The sequence below is a fragment of the Gammaproteobacteria bacterium genome (genome assembly GCA_033720895.1).
In the GTDB taxonomy this organism is placed as follows: Bacteria; Pseudomonadota; Gammaproteobacteria; order Natronospirales; family JAJUFS01; genus JAWWBS01.
In genome coordinates, this window is record JAWWBS010000045.1 from 1 (window position 1) to 18,530 (window position 18,530).

At 61.5% G+C, this 18,530-nt stretch carries 20 protein-coding genes and 1 riboswitch; of the genes, 15 read left to right on the top strand and 5 right to left on the bottom strand.

The features are described 5' to 3' along the window. The 3 genes from R3217_07525 to R3217_07535 form a co-directional block, all read left to right on the top strand. Positions 1-775 (top strand): TMEM175 family protein (locus tag R3217_07525; protein MDX1455285.1); only part of this gene is annotated, 775 nt, incomplete at its 5' end. A 156-nt stretch (positions 776-931) separates the two neighbouring features. Beyond that, entirely contained in the window at positions 932-1,777 is an 846-nt protein-coding gene (locus R3217_07530; protein MDX1455286.1) for a DUF6502 family protein, read from the top strand. Between the two features lie 142 nt (positions 1,778-1,919). Next, the gene (locus R3217_07535; GenBank protein ID MDX1455287.1) at positions 1,920-2,153 is read left to right on the top strand and encodes a hypothetical protein; all 234 of its coding nucleotides are present in this window, start codon (positions 1,920-1,922) and stop codon (positions 2,151-2,153) included. A gap of 89 nt (positions 2,154-2,242) precedes the next feature. On the opposite strand, the gene R3217_07540 is transcribed toward R3217_07535, so the two are convergent. Then, positions 2,243-4,648: an EAL domain-containing protein gene (locus R3217_07540; protein MDX1455288.1), complete on the bottom strand. Its 2,406-nt coding sequence runs from the start codon at positions 4,646-4,648 to the stop codon at positions 2,243-2,245. Between the two features lie 155 nt (positions 4,649-4,803). Here R3217_07540 and R3217_07545 point away from each other — a divergent pair, with 155 nt between their 5' ends. Continuing rightward, positions 4,804-5,913 carry a response regulator gene (locus R3217_07545; GenBank protein ID MDX1455289.1) on the top strand — a complete coding sequence of 370 codons (1,110 nt, stop codon included), beginning with the start codon at positions 4,804-4,806 and terminating at the stop codon, positions 5,911-5,913. Between the two features lie 18 nt (positions 5,914-5,931). Here the strand turns inward: R3217_07545 and R3217_07550 are convergent, their stop codons facing one another. Further along, the gene (locus R3217_07550; protein ID MDX1455290.1) at positions 5,932-6,345 is read right to left on the bottom strand and encodes a DUF4156 domain-containing protein; all 414 of its coding nucleotides are present in this window, start codon (positions 6,343-6,345) and stop codon (positions 5,932-5,934) included. Between the two features lie 136 nt (positions 6,346-6,481). On the opposite strand from R3217_07550, the gene R3217_07555 reads away from it, so the two are divergent. The 4 genes from R3217_07555 (at position 6,482) to R3217_07570 (ending at position 10,623) form a co-directional block, all read left to right on the top strand. Then, the gene (locus R3217_07555) at positions 6,482-6,835 is read left to right on the top strand and encodes a helix-turn-helix domain-containing protein (GenBank protein MDX1455291.1); all 354 of its coding nucleotides are present in this window, start codon (positions 6,482-6,484) and stop codon (positions 6,833-6,835) included. 111 nt (positions 6,836-6,946) lie between these two features. Further along, positions 6,947-9,016: a M13-type metalloendopeptidase gene (locus R3217_07560; GenBank protein MDX1455292.1), complete on the top strand. Its 2,070-nt coding sequence runs from the start codon at positions 6,947-6,949 to the stop codon at positions 9,014-9,016. Positions 9,017-9,095: 79 nt separating this feature from the next. Further along, on the top strand, positions 9,096-9,494 hold the full coding sequence (locus R3217_07565) for a DUF2721 domain-containing protein (protein MDX1455293.1): 399 nt from the start codon (positions 9,096-9,098) through the stop codon (positions 9,492-9,494). Positions 9,495-9,609: 115 nt separating this feature from the next. After that, a riboswitch (cyclic di-GMP riboswitch) is annotated at positions 9,610-9,697 on the bottom strand. Positions 9,698-9,909: 212 nt separating this feature from the next. Then, on the top strand, positions 9,910-10,623 hold the full coding sequence (locus tag R3217_07570; GenBank protein MDX1455294.1) for a hypothetical protein: 714 nt from the start codon (positions 9,910-9,912) through the stop codon (positions 10,621-10,623). Between the two features lie 70 nt (positions 10,624-10,693). On the opposite strand, the gene R3217_07575 is transcribed toward R3217_07570, so the two are convergent. Beyond that, positions 10,694-11,029 (bottom strand): cytochrome c, encoded by a 336-nt coding sequence (locus tag R3217_07575; protein MDX1455295.1) that lies wholly within the window; start codon positions 11,027-11,029, stop codon positions 10,694-10,696. Positions 11,030-11,057: 28 nt separating this feature from the next. After that, positions 11,058-11,384, bottom strand: a complete 327-nt coding sequence (locus tag R3217_07580) for a cytochrome c (GenBank protein MDX1455296.1) — start codon at positions 11,382-11,384, stop codon at positions 11,058-11,060. Positions 11,385-11,518: 134 nt separating this feature from the next. Here R3217_07580 and msrB point away from each other — a divergent pair, with 134 nt between their 5' ends. The 4 genes from msrB (at position 11,519) to R3217_07600 (ending at position 14,934) form a co-directional block, all read left to right on the top strand. Beyond that, positions 11,519-11,941 carry a peptide-methionine (R)-S-oxide reductase MsrB gene (msrB, locus tag R3217_07585; protein ID MDX1455297.1) on the top strand — a complete coding sequence of 141 codons (423 nt, stop codon included), beginning with the start codon at positions 11,519-11,521 and terminating at the stop codon, positions 11,939-11,941. Next, positions 11,938-13,650 carry a choice-of-anchor B family protein gene (locus R3217_07590; protein MDX1455298.1) on the top strand — a complete coding sequence of 571 codons (1,713 nt, stop codon included), beginning with the start codon at positions 11,938-11,940 and terminating at the stop codon, positions 13,648-13,650. Before msrB ends, R3217_07590 begins: the two co-directional genes overlap by 4 nt. Then, complete coding sequence (locus R3217_07595) at positions 13,647-14,363, top strand: alanyl-tRNA editing protein (protein MDX1455299.1); 717 nt, start codon at positions 13,647-13,649, stop codon at positions 14,361-14,363. The genes R3217_07590 and R3217_07595 overlap by 4 nt, the downstream gene beginning before the upstream one ends. Before the next feature lie 76 nt (positions 14,364-14,439). Beyond that, a complete protein-coding gene (locus tag R3217_07600) occupies positions 14,440-14,934 on the top strand; it encodes a TonB family protein (protein MDX1455300.1) in 495 nt (164 codons plus the stop codon). A gap of 12 nt (positions 14,935-14,946) precedes the next feature. Here the strand turns inward: R3217_07600 and R3217_07605 are convergent, their stop codons facing one another. Then, complete coding sequence (locus R3217_07605; protein MDX1455301.1) at positions 14,947-15,474, bottom strand: DUF6265 family protein; 528 nt, start codon at positions 15,472-15,474, stop codon at positions 14,947-14,949. Positions 15,475-15,556: 82 nt separating this feature from the next. Between R3217_07605 and R3217_07610 the strand changes: the two genes are divergently transcribed. The 3 genes from R3217_07610 (at position 15,557) to R3217_07620 (ending at position 18,499) form a co-directional block, all read left to right on the top strand. After that, complete coding sequence (locus tag R3217_07610) at positions 15,557-15,913, top strand: hypothetical protein (protein MDX1455302.1); 357 nt, start codon at positions 15,557-15,559, stop codon at positions 15,911-15,913. 86 nt (positions 15,914-15,999) lie between these two features. Next, a complete protein-coding gene (locus R3217_07615; protein ID MDX1455303.1) occupies positions 16,000-17,841 on the top strand; it encodes a sodium:proton antiporter in 1,842 nt (613 codons plus the stop codon). A gap of 4 nt (positions 17,842-17,845) precedes the next feature. Continuing rightward, positions 17,846-18,499, top strand: a complete 654-nt coding sequence (locus R3217_07620) for an alpha/beta family hydrolase (GenBank protein MDX1455304.1) — start codon at positions 17,846-17,848, stop codon at positions 18,497-18,499. The last annotated feature ends 31 nt before the right edge of the window (positions 18,500-18,530 follow it).

Consider the following 18,530-nt stretch of genomic DNA (forward strand, 5'->3'; position numbering starts at 1 on the left):
AGCAACGGGGAACAGCATGTCCATCAACCAGCCTTTCAGCGCCCGCCGACTTGACGAGTGTCCAGAGGAGAACGGCTTTCGACTGCGTGGTGCGGAGATGACCCGCATCGAGGTGTTCGTCGATGCGGCGTTTGCCTTCGCCCTTACCATGCTGGTCATTGCCGGCGATTCGGTGCCGGAAGATTTCGGCGACATGCTGGCAGCATTGACCCAGGTGCCGACGTTCGCCGCGACGTTCATGATCCTGATGATGTTCTGGGGCGCGCACCGCCGCTGGTCGAGACGTTTCGGACTCGAGGATGCCACGGTGGTCTGGCTGTCCGGATTCTTTGTCTTCGTGATGCTGGTCTGGGTTTATCCCTTGCGCATGGTATTCGCCGGCATGTTTCACTGGATAAGCGCCGGCTGGTTGCCGTCGCCGGTGACGCTGGACAGTTACCTGGAGTTGCGCTTGCTGTTCGTCTTCTATGGAGCCGGGTTCTTCAGCCTGTCACTGGTGGTGCTCGGCCTGAATGCCCATGCGATTCGACTCAGGGACGCACTGGGCCTGAATGCGGTGGAAGCATTCGACACCAGGGCCGAGATGGCGAGCTGGATCCTGCCAGCTGGCGTCTCGCTCCTGTCGGTGCTGCTTGCGGTGACCTTGCCGGCGTCATTGCTTTACCTGGCCGGCGTCGTCTATTTCCTGCTGGCGATATTGGGTCCGGTGGTCGGTATCAGGCAGGCTCGGCTGCGCCAGGACCTGCTCGAGGCCGGACACGCTGACCTTGGCTAACTCCCTGTTTTATCGCGTTTTATTGCCCTAACGCCTCCCTGGTGTGGTGAAAATCCCCGCAGCTGACTGGATTCCTTGGGGACACCGTCCTAAATTAGATATTATGTGAAAAGGAAAAAATCGGTCCGCAGCCGATGCTTGCGTGAGGAACGAAAAATGAATGCAGCAATCTCGATGGCGCCGGAGCACCAGGAAATCAAATCACGACTGGTCAAGTTGTGCCTGTCCATCTTGCGACCCCTGGTGAAAATCCTGCTTCGCCATGGCATGTCCGCCCAGGAATTCACTGAAATTACCCGCTGGATGTTTGTCGATGTGGCGATGAACGAGAAGGAATTCGCCTTGAAATCGCGGTCCAAGACATTCAAGTCCCGTGTCGCGGTGATCACTGGCCTGTCGCGCAAGGAAGTGCTGCGTCTGTCGAGCGCCCCGAGTCCCGATGAACAGGATCAGTTGCCGAGTTTCAATCGTGCCGCGCGCGTGATGACCGGCTGGACGGAGAACCCGCAGTTCTGTGACAGCAAGGATCACCCGAAGGTGCTGCCGATCAAGAACGGATCGGAATCCTTCCATCACCTGGTGCGACTCTACAGTGGTGACGTGCCACCAAGGGCAGTACTGGATGAACTGCGTCGATGCGGGGCAGTGGAAATTGTCGATGGCGATTCGGTGAGGCTGAAGAAGTTCGCCTTCTTCCCGGTCAATGGCTCCAGTGAAGAGCTGGATATCGTGGCAATGTCGGCCAGTGACCTGATTCGAACAATGGAATACAACACTCGCCACGGCTTGTCGGATGAAGAAAAACTGCCACAGCGGGCACTGTTCACCCGCACGCTGCCCTGCGACAAGCTGCCCGAGGTTCGCGAGTATGTCCGCAAGGAGATCGATGCGTTTGCTCGCAAGGTGCATCACTACCTGACCGAGGTGGAAGACAAGCCACGGAAGAGCGGGGTGACCTACTGCCGGGCAGGAATTGGCCTGTACGCCTTCGAATCCAGCTGAGCAAGAGCTTGCTGCGAACCCCAAGGGGGAGCCTAAGTGCTCCCCTTTTTCTTTTTCAGCCAATGCGAAATTGACTACCCGCCTGCACCTCCTAGACTTAAATCGGGAGCTAAATCCCAGTATTCTTTGTGAGAGGTGTCCTATGAAAAATTTACTTCAGGCTCTGATGATGGTTTCCATGCTGGCTTTTTCCCTGTCGAGCCAGGCAGGCACGCCGGCGCCGCCGGATGACGTCGGCACGGGCAAGGGCGGCAATCTGACCAGCACTTCCGATAGCCAGTCCGTGGGTCCGGATGGCGATGACATTGATCCGGACGACGTCGGCACGGGCAAGAATGGCAACCTGACTGGCAGTCTGCTCGACTGGTTCTTCTGAGCTTCTGCGCAGCGTGAAACGACAAGGGCAGGCCGCAAGGCCTGCCCTTTCTTGTCTGCCGGGTATCGGTCAGCGCGGCTGCCGAGGTGTCAGGCGAGCCCGAGCTTGCGCAGCAGGGAGGCCGCGCCACGGTCTGTTTGATTCTGCTGCAGGGCGGCCGATGCGGCGGCGGGATCGAGTGGCTTGTGGAAAAGGAAGCCCTGGCCCTGGCGGATACCCATGCGGCGCAAGTAGTGATACTGGCGGTAGTTTTCGATGCCTTCTGCTATCAGCTCGATATCGAGTGCACGGGCCAGTTGCACGATGCTGCGAATAATCCGGCGCGCGCGACGCGAATCGTCGAGTATGAAGGAGCGATCGATCTTCAGCTTGTCGACCGAGTACTGGTTGAGATGGGCAAATGACGAATAGCCGGTACCGAAGTCATCCAGGAACAATTCGACACCCAGTTGCTTGATGGCATGCAGCCGTTCGATGGCCAGTTCGGGGTTGTCCATGAAGATGGTTTCGGTCAGTTCGATATGCAGGGTGCCGGGCTGGATGGCAGCCGTCCGCAGGGACTTGCGCAGGCGCTCGACAAGCTTCGGGTGGTGGAATTGTCGATGCGCGAGATTGACGCTGACAAACAGGTCGCGTCGATCCAGTTCGAACTGCCAGCTTGTCAGTTGGGCCAGTGCCGTATCCAGCACCCACCAGCCCAGCGGCACGATCTGGCCGGTCTCTTCCGCAACGGCAAGGAACTCGCCAGGCAGGAGCTCGCCCAGTGTCGGGTGATCCCAGCGCAGCAGGGCTTCGAAGCCGGCGATCCGGCGGGTCTTCATGTCGATGATTGGCTGGTAGCGCAGCTTGAATTCCTTGCGCTCGAGGCCCAGGCGGAGGTCAGTCTCCAGGCGCAATCGCAGTCGCGCCGTCTCGTGCATGCGCTTGTCGAACACGGCAATGCCGGATTGGCCCCGGGCCTTGGCGGTGTACATGGCCGTGTCGGCATCCCGCAGGATGGCTTCGGCTTCCGTGTACTGGCGGTCGCTCATCACGATGCCGATGCTTGCGTTGGTGAAGACCTCGGTATCGAGCACTCGCAGTGGCTCCGCCAGGCTTTCGCGCAGTCGCCGGGCGATTTCCTCCGCCGACGACGGCGAGGCGACGTTTTCCAGCAAGATCGTGAATTCGTCGCCACCGTGGCGGCTTACCGTGTCCCAGGGGTTGAGGCAGCCGCGAATGCGACTGGCAATCTCGATCAGAACGGCGTCACCGGCCGCATGTCCCAGTGAATCGTTGATGACCTTGAAGCCATCGAGATCCAGGAACAGCACGGCGTAGCTGTTGGCCAGGCCATCCTGGCCCGACATGGTTCGCGACAGGCGTTGCAGGAAGTGGCTGCGATTTGGAAGCCCGGTCAGCGGATCGTGGGCGGCATTATGGCGCAGCTGGCGTTCGATTCGCTTGAATTCGGTAATGTCCGTGACGGTGCCCGTGCTGACAAGGTTGCCATCCTGTTCCAGCGTACTGATGGTGATGATCACGGCCACACGATCATGGCCGTTGGCGTGCAGCATGGTGGTTTCGAACACGCTGGCCGCTTCTTCGCCGCACTCCCGTGCGCGATAGCGGGCTTCTGCTTCGATCAGCGACTCTGGCGCATAGACATCCTTGAAATGCACACCGAGCAGTTCGCCGGGGCCATACCCCAGCATCTGTTCGAACGCGGCGTTGGCAAAGGTATAGACGCCTTTCTCGTTGACGAACACGCCGGCCCGACAATTGTCGACCAGCGCCCGGTATTGCGCTTCAGAGCGCGACAAGGCGGCCTGTGCTGCCTTTTCCTCGGTAATGTCCTGCAGCGTTCCCTCGAAAAAGCACAATTCGCCGTCGACGGTGCGCACCGAGCGGCCGAACTCGCGAACCCAGATGACATCTCCGCCCCGGTGTCGCAGCCGGAATTCGTTCGGCTTGTGAACACTGTCATCATCGAGGCGGCCGAGCAGGTTGTGGCGGTCTGCCCGGTCGACGTACAACTCGCTGATGTCGACCACTTCGGTCAGCAGGTCGGTGACGGACGGATAGCCGAGCAGCTCCGCCAACGCCAGGTTCACGTCAATGAAACGGCCGTCGTCGGTGCTGCGATACATGCCGATGGTGGACCGGTCGAAGAATTCGCGGAAATGAGCATCGGCAGCCGCGCCGCGCAAGGGGCGCAGGTCGACGATGGCGCCCCGCAGGTGCTCGAGCTTGTCGGCTTCGCCATGTCCACGGGCATAAATGGCCACTTGCATCAGGCTGCCATCCCGGTGCCTCAGCTCGGTTTCCCGCCGACACACCTCCCCACGCTGCCGGATTTCGGCCAGCAGGGCTTCGCGTTGTTCCGGATTGGCATACAGCTGAGTGCCAACGTCACGAATCTCGGCCATCATTTCGGCCGGTTCCGAGTACCCCAGCAAGTTTGCGAGCCGCGGGTGGACGTGGACAAATTCACCTGACACGGTGGTCTGGTACATGTGGTTTGCGTTCCCCTGAGACAAACCAAAGGCCCGGATATTCCGGCCCTGAAGGACTCAAGTCAAGCATCCCGGCCGGGCCGGGCGACAGGCATTCGCAGGTCGAGCAGCCAGCCGCTATGATTGAGTCAGGAAACGATCAATCAGGATATCCCGTGAGCGAGGCACAGGAAGAACAAGCGCGCACCAAGATTCTGCTGGCGGACGACTCCAAGGTCATCAGGACATCCGCCGCCAAGATTCTTGGCGATGACTACGAGCTGCTGCTGGCAGTGGACGGTCAGGATGCGCTTGACCAGCTGGAGCAGAACAAGGATGTGGCTGCCGTATTCACCGATATCGGCATGCCGTACCTCGATGGCATGGAGCTGCTTGCGAAGATACGTGACCACGCCGACGAGGTGATCAAGGGCGTTCCGGTCATCGTCGTCACTGCCGACGAAACCGATGAAGCCCGTGAAGATGCCCTGGCGCGCGGTGCGACAGACTTCATTACCAAGCCGTTCAATCGTGTCGACATGCTGGCGCGGGCCCGTTCACATGCCAATGCCCAGCGCGAGAGACGCGAGCTCGAGGCGCATACAACCATCGACCGCCTGACAGGCCTGGGCAACGAACAGCATTTTCTCAATGCCCTCAAGGATGCCCGGTCCTTCAGCCAGCGCCATGGCCAGCCACTGGCCGTCCTGCGGCTGCAGATCGATGACTTCAAGTCGGTCGTCCAGGAAATCGGCAAGGAAAAGCTGCCACGTCGCATGCGTGAGGTGGGGAGCCTGATAAAGGCCTGTATCCGGAACGAAGATACGGCGGCACGTATCGACAACATTCACTTCGGCATCATCACACCGGTCTGTGATGCCGAGGGTGCTCGCAAGCTGGCCGCTCGAATCGAGAAGGCCATGAAGGTTGGCGCTGACAAGGCCAAGTGGTCCAAGCCCATGACCATCAGCCTGGCAATCAGCGTGCCTTCGCTGTTTCCGGAAGCCGATCTCGACGACGTTCTTGAAGACATGAAGGCCGGCGCAACGGCAGCTGCTGGCAAAGGGGCTGGCAGTGTTGTCCTGACGCCAAAGACCGAGTCGCTGGCGGGCGAGCGCAAGGCGGGTGTGCGCCTCGACCCGACCGCCGCACTGCGCATGCTGGCGAACGGACGCGAGGAGGAAGTGAAGGAGCAGCTGGCCGAAATCATCGATCAGCTGCAGCCGTTGATCACGCTGGCGAAGAAAGCGGTTCCCGACGCGTTGAAGAAGGCTCTCTCCAAGTAGACAGGGCTCTCATTCCACTCAGCCCTCGTAAGGAACCGTCTCCGCAGCCGTATTGCTGTCGCTCGCGGGCTGAATCGCCTGGGTATCGCTGTGTCCCGCCTCCTGGCACTTGTAGATCAGGAACTTCTGCTCGCCATTTTCCAGTTTCGATGCCCGGACAATGGTATCGCCACCTCTCTCGACGGCATGGTTCTTGGCCAGCGAGGCCAGGTCTTCCTGGACTTCGTCCTCATGACGCTCAAGAAAACCGACCTTGTCCAGGGCCGAGACAGTAACCCCCCCGATCTCCGCGCAGCTGCCAACGAGATTTGCCGGTACCAGGTCGACCGTTTCGGCACCTGCCACAGGTTTGACCCAGCGACAGGCGGAAGCCGTCATCAATGCGGTAAGCAGGGCCAGAATCGATACGCTTGCACGCAGGGTCGTGTGCATGGAGTGCCTCCTTGGAATTGCTGAAAATACAGGCTTTTGGAACGACTTCATTCTAAATCAGGCAGGATGGCGAAACTGTGAACTTTATCCGGGCGGTGGCGGTCCCGGCAGGGGGTTCTACACTAGGAGAATGAGATTGCACGAACGCATCCGCGAAGCGCGAGAGCAGGCAGGCCTGTCCCAGACAGAGCTTTCGCGCCTGCTCGGCGTCACTCGCAGCGCCTGCAGCCAGTGGGAATCAGCCAATGGTACCGCGCCACGGCGCGAACGCCTGCTCGAGCTGGCCTCGCTGCTGGACGTCAATTTCACCTGGTTGATGACCGGAAACGGCAATGATGCCGGTGATGGCGAGCTGGCGCCGCTGACTTCCCTGACACCCGACCAGGTCGAATTGCTGCAGTATTACCGGCAGCTCAGCCCGCGCCGCCGACTCGCCTTGCTGGCTTTCCTCAGGGGGTTCGCCATCAAGGACGAACACCCGCCGCTCTGAACGATCCCCGTTGTTGTCGCTTGCCGTGGCGTTGCCCTCGAGTGCTATTATCGGCGGCCCGAGCCAGCGCCAGATGGTGCTGCGACAGAGCAATACCGGAGATCCAGGATCATGATCAACAAGTCCCTTGTCGCCCTGTCGGCCGTCCTGATGCTGACAGGCTGTTCCCAGGACAATGCCGCCGAAGATGCCTCCGCCGCGAAGGCTCCTGCGACCGTTGCGACCGTTGCGACCGAATCCGGCATCGACCTGACGGGCATGGACCCGGCGGTTCGTGCCCAGGACGACTTCTACCGTTACGTGAACGGAGAATGGCTGGAACGCACAAGCATTCCGGCCGACAAGTCGAACTACGGCATGTTCACGAGGCTGGCGGATGAGGCCGAGGAGAACCTGCGCCGTATCATCGAAGAGGCGGCAGCCGCGGATGCCGCCGCCGGCACGGATACGCAGAAGGTGGGCGATTTCTATCGCAGTTTCATGGATGAGGCGCGCATCGAAGCGCTGGGCATGGCGCCGATCGAACCCATGCTGGAAGAGATCGCGGCGATCGATTCGTACCGGGGCGTGATGGAGCGCCTGGCCTGGAATGCGGTTCACGGTGTCGAGACGCCCGTGTCGCCGTACATCAACCCGGATTCGAAGAATTCCACCGAGTACATCATCTACCTCTGGCAGTCCGGCCTGGGCTTGCCGGATCGGGACTATTACCTCTCCAGCGAGCAGAAATTTGCCGACCTGCGGGCTGCGTATCGCGACCACATCGTGGAAACGCTCGCGCTGACCGGTCATGCCGAACCCGGGGTGGCGGCGGATGCGATCATGGCCATCGAGACGAAGCTCGCCGAGGCCCAGTGGACTCGCGTCGACAACCGTGACGACAACAAGACCTACAACAAGTACGCGGTGGCTGACCTCGAGGCGGCGATGGCGGGTTTTGACTGGCAGGGTTACCTTGCTGCCGGTGGCGTCGGGGGTGTCGACAGTGTCGTCGTTTCGCAGCCCAGTTTCTTCGAAAGCTTCGCCGGCGACTTCGAGGCGGTGCCGCTGGCTGACTGGAAGGCCTACCTGGCCTTTCATACCGTGCGACGCTTTGCTCCATTGCTGTCGAGCGCATTCGTCGAATCGAATTTCGAATTTTTCCGCAAGACCCTGCGCGGCATCGAACAGGACCGGCCCCGCTGGAAGCGGGCCGTGTCAGCTGTCGAGACGTCCCTGGGCGAAGTGGTCGGCAAGCTCTACGTAGAGCGCCATTTCAAGCCCGAGGCCAAGCAGCGCATGGAAACGCTGGTCGACAACCTGGTTCGGGCCTTCGAGGTCGGTATCGACGGGCTCGACTGGATGTCACCGGAAACCAAGCAGCAGGCGCACGAAAAACTCTCCAAGTTCACGGTCAAGATCGGTTACCCGGACGAGTGGAAGGATTATTCGGCGCTCGAGGTGTCGGCTGATGACCTGGTCGGCAATGTCCTGCGCTCGAGTCGCCTGGAACACGAACGTGCGATTGCCAAGCTGGGCGGTCCGATCGACCGTGACGAATGGTTCATGACGCCGCAGACCGTGAATGCCTACTACAACCCGAACATGAACGAGATCGTGTTCCCGGCCGCCATCCTGCAGCCACCGTTTTTCAACATGGATGCGGATGATGCCGTGAATTACGGTGCGATCGGTGCCGTTATCGGTCATGAAATTTCGCATGGCTTTGATGATTCCGGCGCTGATTACGATGGCGATGGCAACCTCCGCAACTGGTGGTCCGAGGATGACCTGGAGGAGTTCAATGCCCGCGGCGCGGCACTGGCGGCACAGTTCGATCGTTTCGAGCCGCTGGAGGGCATGCACGTCAATGGCAAGCTGACGCTGGGTGAGAACATCGGCGACCTGTCGGGCCTGACCGTGGCCTACAATGCCTACCGCCTGTCGCTCGGTGACCAGTCCGCGCCAGTGATCGATGGCTTCACCGGGCCGCAGCGCTTCTTCATGGGCTGGGCCCAGATCTGGCGCCGCAAGTACCGCGAGCAGGAGCTGTTGAACCGCCTCAAGACGGATCCGCATTCCCCGAGCGAGTACCGGGTCAATGGCGTGGTACCGAACATGCCGGAGTTCTACCAGGCTTTCGGCGTCAAGCCGGGAGACGACATGTACCTGCCACCGGAGGACAGGGTGAAGCTCTGGTAGGAAGGTCGCTTTCCCCGCAAGCGAAAAACCGGCATCTTGTATGCCGGTTTTTCTTTTGTTGCCCATACGGAGCAGGCCCATGGAACTGACACTGACAACGCCCGCGTTGCTTTTTCCAACCATCTCCTTGCTGCTGCTCGCCTACACCAATCGATTCCTGGCCATCGCCAACGTGATTCGTGGCCTGCATGCCCGGTTCCAGGAGAGTCGCAGCGACAATCTTCGCGGCCAGCTGGAAAGCCTGCGCGCGCGGGTTCGCATCATTCGCAACATGCAGGCGCTGGGCATCAGCAGCCTGTTCCTGTGCGTGCTCGCGATGATGGTGATTTACGTGGGCTGGCAGGACGCCGCCAAGCTCATATTCGGGGTTTCGTTGCTGTTGCTGCTGGCCTCGCTGGGCCTGTCATTCCGGGAAATACAGCTGTCTGTCACCGCCCTGAACCTGCAGATGACGGATCTTGACCAGCGCGGCCAGTGATATCGGGAAGAAGCGGAAAAAAATAAGGGCGCAAGCCTGACAGCGGAATCAAACGGGGGGAACCGAAACGTGAATACGGCCAAAATCGGGGGGAAGCCGTCTTCTTGAGGGGTGCTTCGGTAATCCCGCTGTCATAGAGCCTGCGCCCCTTAGACCGGTAATTTTGCGAACCCGCCTTTCGGCTGGGTGTGCCTTTGTCGTGCAGGGGCTACTGTACCAGTCGCCGGCCCATTGGCAACCGCTGCGGACTCAGCGGCGGGATTTGACCGACAAGCGGTCGCTGCACGTCCCTCGGCGGGCTTCCAAACCTTTTCCGGATGGTGGGCATCCAAGGGTCAAGAAGCAGCCAGCAATGCGGCTGCAGGCCGAGCAACGCCGGCATGCCTGAACGAACGTACCGAAAGGGGAATACATCATGAACAAAGCCATCCTGAGTCTCGCTGCGCTGATCCTGCTGCCCGCGTCGGCCCTGGCCGATCCGGAGCCGCGGACCTTCAATGCGACCGTCCCGGCCAGCAACCTCGACAGCATCGAGCTCGATGCCAATGTAGGCAGTGTCTTCATTGAGGGCGGCGACGGCGACCAGGTTATTATCGAAGTCGTGCTGAAGGCCAATGACAGCTGGCACAGCAGCGACGAGGATGCGGCCAGGCGCATCCAGGCTGCCGAGCTCCATAAGGAGGTGCACGGCAAGACGCTGCGCCTCTCGCTGGACTACCGCAATTCCGGCAATGGCGAGTCCTTGAACGAGGAATGGACCATCAAGATGCCGGCATCCTTGCGCGGCATTTACGAGCTTAACGTGGGCGAGATGGAGATCATCGGCATGGCTGCCGATATCGAAGCCGAGGTCAACGTGGGCGAGCTCGACATCAGGAGCCTCAAGGGTGATATCAAGGCCGAGGTCAACGTCGGCGAAATCGACATCGAGTCGGCGACGGCGTCACCCGGCGACATGGACCTGTCGGTCAATATCGGCGACACCCGCCTTCGTATCAATGGCGAGCGGATCGAAGGTGACCGCAGTGGCTGGGTCGGGGCCGACACCAAGCACGACGCGGGTGGCGACGACGATATCGAAGCCGAGGTGAATGTCGGCGAAATCAGGGTCGAGGTCGACAACGACTGACAGGCGTCACCGACCACGAAAAAGCCCCGCATTGCGGGGCTTTTTCATGCACGTCAGCAGGCCGTCCCGCTCATTTTTCCGGCAGTATCGACAGCTTGCTGTCCTGGCTGGCGAAATAGGCCGCCAGGTCTTCCATGTCCTGTTCGGACAGGCTGGCAGCAAAGCCCGCCATGATGGCGTTCTGGCGATCACCGCTCTTGTAGGCCTTCAGGGAATGCACGAGGTAATCCTCGTACTGGCCGGCCAGGATCGGGTACATCGGGTTCGGGCTGTTGCCATCGGTGCCGTGGCAGGCCGCGCAGGTGGTCGACAGTTCCTTGCCGCGCTCGGCATCACCGCCGGCGCTGGCCGGGGCCGTCATCAGCAACAGGGTGCTGGTGGCGATCAGGGTCTTCAAGATGTTCATGCGATTTCCTCTTCGAGCTCGCGCCGGATCACTCGGCGGCGTTCAGGCTGGCAATGTAGGCCGCGATATCGGCGATGTCTTCGTCGGACATGGCGCTGGCCTGGGCCGTCATGGTCGGGTGCGAACGCTCGCCACTCCGATAGGCCTTCAGGGCAGCAACCAGGAAGGTCTCATGCTGGCCGGCGATCTTCGGTACCCGGTAGGTCGGGTAGACATTGCTGTAGTTGGCAATGCCGTGGCAGCCGATACAGGTTTCGGCCTTGGTCTTGCCGGCCTCGACGTCACCCGCCAGAGCGGCAGGGGAGGTCAGCATGGTGGCCAGGAATGCACCGGCCAGGATGCTCTTGGTGTTCATCGTGTTACCGTCTCCGTACTGGTTCGGTCGGATGTTGCGAGGCGCGCAGGATACCAGAATCCATGAAATTTTGCCGCTTCGGCGCGGTCAATATAGTAAGGCTGGCCGGCTGGTGCAGTGCAGGAGGAACGCTCGTGGAAAAGATGACCAAAACCCCCGAGGAATGGCGCGAGGAACTGGATGCCGATACCTACGCGGTCACTCGCGAGGGGGCAACGGAACCGCCGTTCTCGGGCCGCTACTATGCCCAGAAGGCCGACGGTTGGTATCACTGCACATGCTGCGACCTGCCGCTGTTCCAGGCCGATGCCAAGTACGATTCCGGCTCGGGCTGGCCAAGCTTTGACAGGCCTGCCGACAATGCTAATGTCGCTACCCGCGAAGACTTGTCGCATGGCATGAGGCGGGTCGAAATCCGCTGCGCACGCTGTGACGCGCATCTCGGCCACCTTTTTCCGGATGGCCCACCCTCGACGGGCATGCGGTATTGCGTCAATTCACTGGCACTGGATTTCAAGCCGGCAGGCGAGCCTGCCGATAACGGGACTGAGACATGAAAAACTTCTCGCTGTATTCCCTGCTCCTGCTGACCGGCATGAGCTTGCCTGCCACCGCTGGCACGGCCTGCGTCAATGGCGATGCCGAAGGCATCAGCTGCAACCACATCGATTCGGTGGCCGTGCTGGACGTGGTCGACATGACCGGCGAGGCCTCGCTCAACGATATCTGGGGCTGGGTTGCTGCAGACGATACGGAGTACGCACTGGTGGCCGGTTTCAACGGCACCAATTTCGTGCGTCTCAACGCTGACGACACCCTGACCTATCTCGGCCGCCTGCCGGCGTCGGATGGGCGTGCCGCCGGCGGCAAGCCGGCGAGCAAGTCCTGCGACGAAGGCGCCTGCGGCGAGGGCTCGTCCTGGCGCGATGTGAAGGTTTACCAGGATTACGCCTACATCGTCAGCGAAGCCGGCGGTCATGGCTTGCAGATCTTCGACCTGACCCAGCTGCAGGCAGCAACGCCAGGCCAGGCATGGACCGAAGCGGATTACACGCTGTATGGCGACTTTGGCAGCGCCCACAACATCTTCATCAACGAAGACACCGCGCGCGCCTACGTGGTCGGCAACGACGACGGCACCACGGGCAGCAATGGCGGCTTGCACATCCTCGACATTTCCACGCCCACCGCACCGGTGTTGCTGGCCGATGTCCCTGATGATGGTTATACCCATGATGTGCAGTGCGTCGTGTACGCGGGACCGGATACGCCCTTTGTCGGTCGCGAGATCTGTTTTGCCGCGAACGAGGACACGCTGACCATCTGGGACGTTACCGATCCCGGCGCGATTTCCATGCTGGCTCGCCAGGGCTACAGCGCAGCGGCCTACACCCACCAGGTATGGTTGTCCGAAGATCACAAGCACCTGTACCTGAACGACGAACTGGATGAGACCCGGCTGGGCAACCGCACGGAGCTGCGCATCTTCGATGTGACCCTGCTGTCCGAACCGGCACTCGCCAGCAGCTATTTCGCGCCAACCCTGTCGATCGATCACAACAATTACGTCCACGGTCGCTGGCTGTACCAGTCGAATTACGAAGCTGGGTTCCGGATCCTGGACATCTCGACGCCGGAGCAGCCGGTCGAAGCCGCCTATTTCGACTGGATGGTGGCCGATGGCCCGCGCTTCAACGGCAACTGGAGCAATTACCTGTTTCCGAGTGGCCGCGTGGCGCTGAGTGGCATGAATGATGGCCTGTACGTCGCGCGTCCGACGCTGGCGGCCGAGAATGGCAGCGACCTGTCGGTGGCATTCGAGAATGTCATCGCCGATACCAACGGCATGGAATCCGCGCCCTTGACGGTGAATGTCCAGAACCTCGGCAGCGCGGCCGCAACGGATGTCGTGGTCACTGCGCATTTGCCGCGCACCTTCGCCTTTGGCACCGTCGATTCGATCACGCCGGGCAGCTGCACCAAGCTGCTGGACGAGCGCGTGCTGGAGTGCCGGATCGGTGACCTCGCCGCTGGCGCAAGCTGGTCGGTTGACGTGCCGGTGCAGGCCAGTGTGCGCCTGCAGCCGATCGTCTACGGCATGGTCTACGGCAACGAGGCCGACGCCGACAGCAGCAACAACAAGTCGGAACAGGAGCTGACGTTCACCCTTCCGCTCGATGACGTGGGCGGTGGCGGCGGCGGCAGCCTCGGTGTGCTGACCCTGCTTGGCCTCGTGCTGGTCGGCTTGCGCAAACGCTGGTCGTGACCGAGCGACTGTTCGAGCAGGATGCCTACCTGCGCAATGCCGAAGCGACGGTCGTCGCTGGCGGCGAGCAGGGCGTCTTGCTGGACCGGACCATTTTCTATCCATTGGGTGGTGGCCAGCCCGGTGATACCGGCCGCTTGCGCAGTGCTGATGGTCGCCAATGGACCGTCGTCGATACACGCAAGTCGCGGGACACTGGCGAAATCTGGCATGTGCTGGAGGGTGACGGCGAGGCATTGCCGGACACGGGAAGCACGCTGTTGCTGGAGATCGACTGGGCGCGTCGGCATCGCCTGATGCGCATGCATACCTGCCTGCACCTGCTGAGCGCGGTCATCGTGGCGCCCGTGACGGGCGGCCAGGTAGGCGATGGTTACGGGCGGCTCGATTTCGACCTGGAGGAGTCGCCCGACGTGGCCGACGTCGAAGCGCGCTTGAATGCCCTGGTCGCCGCCAACCACCCGGTATCGATGCGCTGGATCAGCGACGCCGAGCTGGAGGCCAATCCCCAGCTGGTGAAGACCATGTCGGTGTCGCCGCCACGCGGCGTCGGCGACATTCGCCTTGTCGAGGTGGCAGGTACCGACCTGCAACCCTGCGGCGGTACGCACGTCGCGAACACCGGCGAGATCGGCCCGGTTCGCGTCGCCAAGATCGACAAGAAAGGTCGCCAGAATCGTCGCGTCAGGCTGGAGTTCGCCGAGACCTCCTGATTTTGTGGCCGGCAGCGCGCGCGGTTATCCTGTGCTGCCGGTAATCCATGCATCACCCTGCCGCAGGAAAATCATCATGCAAACCCTGCTTCGCATCCTCGCCTCGTTCGTCATGGCGTCCGTGTTCGTCGTCACCCTGGTGGGCCTGGGCGTCAATTATTTCGATCGCGATGATGACAATCCGCCGGTTCTCGATTTTGTCGAGGTCGACAACATCGACCTGGCCGAACGCCCGGACCTGGCCGATGCCATCCAGCGCGAGCGGGACAAGTACCGCGAGCCGCAGGAAGAGACCGCGCCGCCCCTGCCGCCGCCCCGTCCGGAGCGGGAAATCGCCGGTTTCGTGCAGCTCGAATTCACCATCAATGCCGATGGCTCGGTGTCGGATGTGGAAGTCATTGGCGCAACTCCGGCTGGCATCTACGAGGAGCAGGCGATGCGGCAGGTAGGTGGCTCGCTGCGCGCACCGGTGTTCGAGAATGGCGAAGCGGTGGCGCGGCGGGTTACCGAGATCGTCGAGTTCACGGTGCCGGCATCGGCGCTGCGCGGGGACAACGACGCCGGCAACTGAACCATGCTGCGGTCAGCGACAGGCCGTCCGTCGCGTCTGGTATTCCTCGACCCTTGCTTCACCGTCCCGCTCCCCGGCAATGCGCGTCAGCAGGCTGTTGCCGGGCAACAGGCGATATTCGATGCGTTGCGGAAAGTCATGGGCGGGATTCTCGAACACGGCGCGGTCGTCTTGCAGCAACATCAGCTTGAATCGCGTCTCTGCCAGCCTGCCCATTGGCCAGGGCGTGAGCCAGATGCCGTCCGCGGTCGCTTCGATCCGGAGGAATTCGAAAAAAACCACCTGACGGGCATCGGTGTGCATGACCTGGCCGAGCAGCAGCCCGCCCTGTGGTGCGCCGTAATATTCGTCAATGCGCAGTCCCTGTTCGCCGGCATCGCCCGACCAGCAACCCTGCATGAAAGCGAACGCTGCGAGTGGTGATGCGTCGGCAAGCGACCGCGCGGCAACCGTGAATCCGTTGCTCAGCAGCACGGCGGCCAGCAGGAAAAGCCCTGCGCCGCGACGGGTTGCTGCGCTGCAAAAGCGGTTGACGTTCAAGCGTTGCTCCTTGCCGGGCACGAACTTGGTAAAGTGTACCGCGTAGGCAAACCATGGCGTAGCGTCGACAGGAGAGTCAGCGATGAACGAAGAGCCTCAAGTGGTTACCGGCAGCATGGACGCCGTGCTGAGGGACCAGCGCATGTGGACGGTGATTACCTACGTGCTGCACCTGCTGGGCGCCGTGCTCGGCCTGCCCAGCATCATCGCTCTGATCATCAACTACGTGCAGCTGGACAGCGCCACGGCCGAAGTGCGTTCTCATCATCGCTGGCAGATCCGGTCTTTCTGGTGGGCCTTGCTGTGGCTGGCAGTTGGCTGGCTGCTGACGCTGGTGATGATCGGGTTCGTGGTGATTTTTGCCGTCTGGGTCTGGTACCTGTATCGCCATATTCGTGGCCTGGTCGACCTGGCCGATTACAAGGTGATGCCGGGTTGATGCCTTCGCCTTGGTTCGCCGCTGCCGTGGTGATAGTGTCAGCCAACCTGAACCCACCGGGCCCCAACAAGCCGTAGGAGTATCGCTTGGAACACGAAGCTGGCTATGCCATAGCCATGGTTATTTCGCTCGGACTGCTGGCCCAGTGGGTCGCCTGGCGGCTGCGCCTGCCGGCGATCGTGCTGCTGTCCGTTGTCGGCCTGCTGGCGGGCCCGGTGTTCGGATTCCTGACCCCGTCCGAGGACTTTGGTCGTTTCCTGCAGCCGGTCATTTCCCTGTGTGTCGCCATCATTCTTTTCGAAGGCGGGCTGAGCCTGCAGTTCCATGAATTGCGGCTGGCGGCCTCGGGCGTGCGACGGCTGGTCTACCTCGGCGTACCGCTCGCCTTCGGTCTCGGCACGACGGTGGCCTACGTGATTGGCGGCCTGTCCCTGCCGGTGTCGCTGGTGCTTGGCGCCATCATCGTGGTGACCGGCCCGACCGTGATCATCCCGATGCTCCGCCATGCCATGTTGAACCGGCGCACGGCGTCCTACCTGAAATGGGAAGGCATCATCAACGACCCGATTGGCGCCCTGCTGGCGGTGCTGGTCTTCCAGTATTTCGTCTTCAGTGGCGAGGTCACCGCGATCGACGAGGTCTTTGCGGGCCTGGGTCGCGCCATCCTTGCCGCGATTTTCGTCGGCGCCTTGCCAGGCTGGTTGATGGGCAAGGCATTCCGTCGCAATTACGTGCCGGAATACCTCAAGGGTCCGATCACGATTGCCCTGGTGCTGGGCACCTACACCATCTCGAACTCCCTCCAGCACGAAGCCGGCCTGCTGTCGGTGACCGTCATGGGTATCGTGATGGGCAACATGGGCCTGCCCAGCATCCAAGAGATGCGACGCTTCAAGGAATACATCACCATCCTGCTGGTCTCGTCGGTCTTCATCCTGCTGACCGCCGACCTCCAGGTCGATGTGTTGCAGCGGCTGGACTGGCACCATGCTGCGCTGGTGGCTGCGTTGATGCTGGTGGTTCGCCCCCTGACCGTCTGGGGTGCCACCATCCACTCCGACATGTCCTGGAAGGATCGCTTGCTGGTCGGCTGGATCGCGCCGCGCGGTATCGTGGCAGCGGCAGTGGCTGGTGTGTTCGCGCCGCGCATGATGGCAGCGGGCTACAGCGATGCCTACCTGCTGGTGCCGGTCATCTTCCTGCTGATTTTTGCCACGGTGCTGCTGCACAGCATCACCCTCGGCCCCATGGGTCGCTGGCTGGGGCTGGCGTCCCGGCGGCGCAATCGCGTGGTACTGGTTGGCGCCTCTCCCTGGACAACCGAGCTGGCGCGACAACTGCAGAGCCTCAACGTGGGTGTCCTGCTGACTGACACGTCGTGGCATCGCCTCCGCGATGCCCGCCTCAATGGTGTCCCGGTTTACTTCGGTGAAATCCTGTCCGATTCGGCAGAGGAGTCACTGGAACTGAATGATGTCGGCACGCTGCTGGCCGCGACATCCAACGATGCCTACAACGCACTCGTCTGCACCAAGTTCGGCGCCGAGCTTGGCCGTGGCCAGGTCTACCAGCTGCCGATGTATGACAGCGAAGACGACGACCCTCGCAGCCTGGCTCGCACCAATCGCGGCCGTGTCGCGTTCGGCGAGAAGGCAGTTTACGAAGAGCTGTGGTCCCACCTGGCAGCCGGCTGGAAATTTCACAAGACCGGCCTGACCGAGAGTTACGACTGGGAGGAGTACCTGCAGGAATGCGCCGAGGAAACGATTCACCTCGCCGAAGTGTCGGCAGATGGTGATGTCAGCCTGAATGCCGCGAATCGCAGCATCGAGCCGCGCCCCGGCAGCACCGTCATCAGCTTCGGACCGGAGAAGACCGAGTCATTGCAGAAGACCCTGCAGCAGACCCAGCCTGATACCGAGGAGTGAAGTCATGAGCGTTTCGCGTCAGCCAGTCAGTGAAAAACTGCTGCTGGATGGCCCGGCGGGCAAGCTGGAGGCCTTGCTGGAAGTTCCGGCAGATGTTGCCGACGGCGAGCGGGAGCCGCGCCAGGTCGCGTTGGTCTGTCATCCGCACCCGCTTCACCAGGGCACCATGCACAACAAGGTGGCCCACATGCTGGCTCGCAGTTTCGTGCAGCTGGGGGCGCCGGCCCTGCGCTTCAATTTCAGGGGCGTGGGCAAGAGCGAGGGCGCGCACGACAATGGCATCGGCGAAGTCGATGATGCCGCCGCTGCCATGCGCTTCCTGGTGTCGCGCTGGCCGCGTGCTGAGAAATGGCTTGGCGGGTTCTCGTTCGGTTCGCAGGTCAGCCTGTCTTTCGAACAGCGCGAGACCATCGACTGGCTGGTGACCGTGGCCCCGCCGATCGATCGACTCGATCTCGAGAATTTCCCGATGCCGCAATGCCCCTGGCTGGTCGTGCAGGGCGAACAGGACGAACTCTTCGATGCTCGACAGGTCGAAAGCTGGGTCAAGGGGCTGGAGCCGCCGCCTGCTTTCGAAATGTTCGCGGAAGCCGACCATTTCTTTCATGGCAAGCTCAACAGCTTGCGTGAAGCCATTGTCACGCATGCTCCGGCATGACCTCGAAATCCTGAAATCACGAATGGAGCAA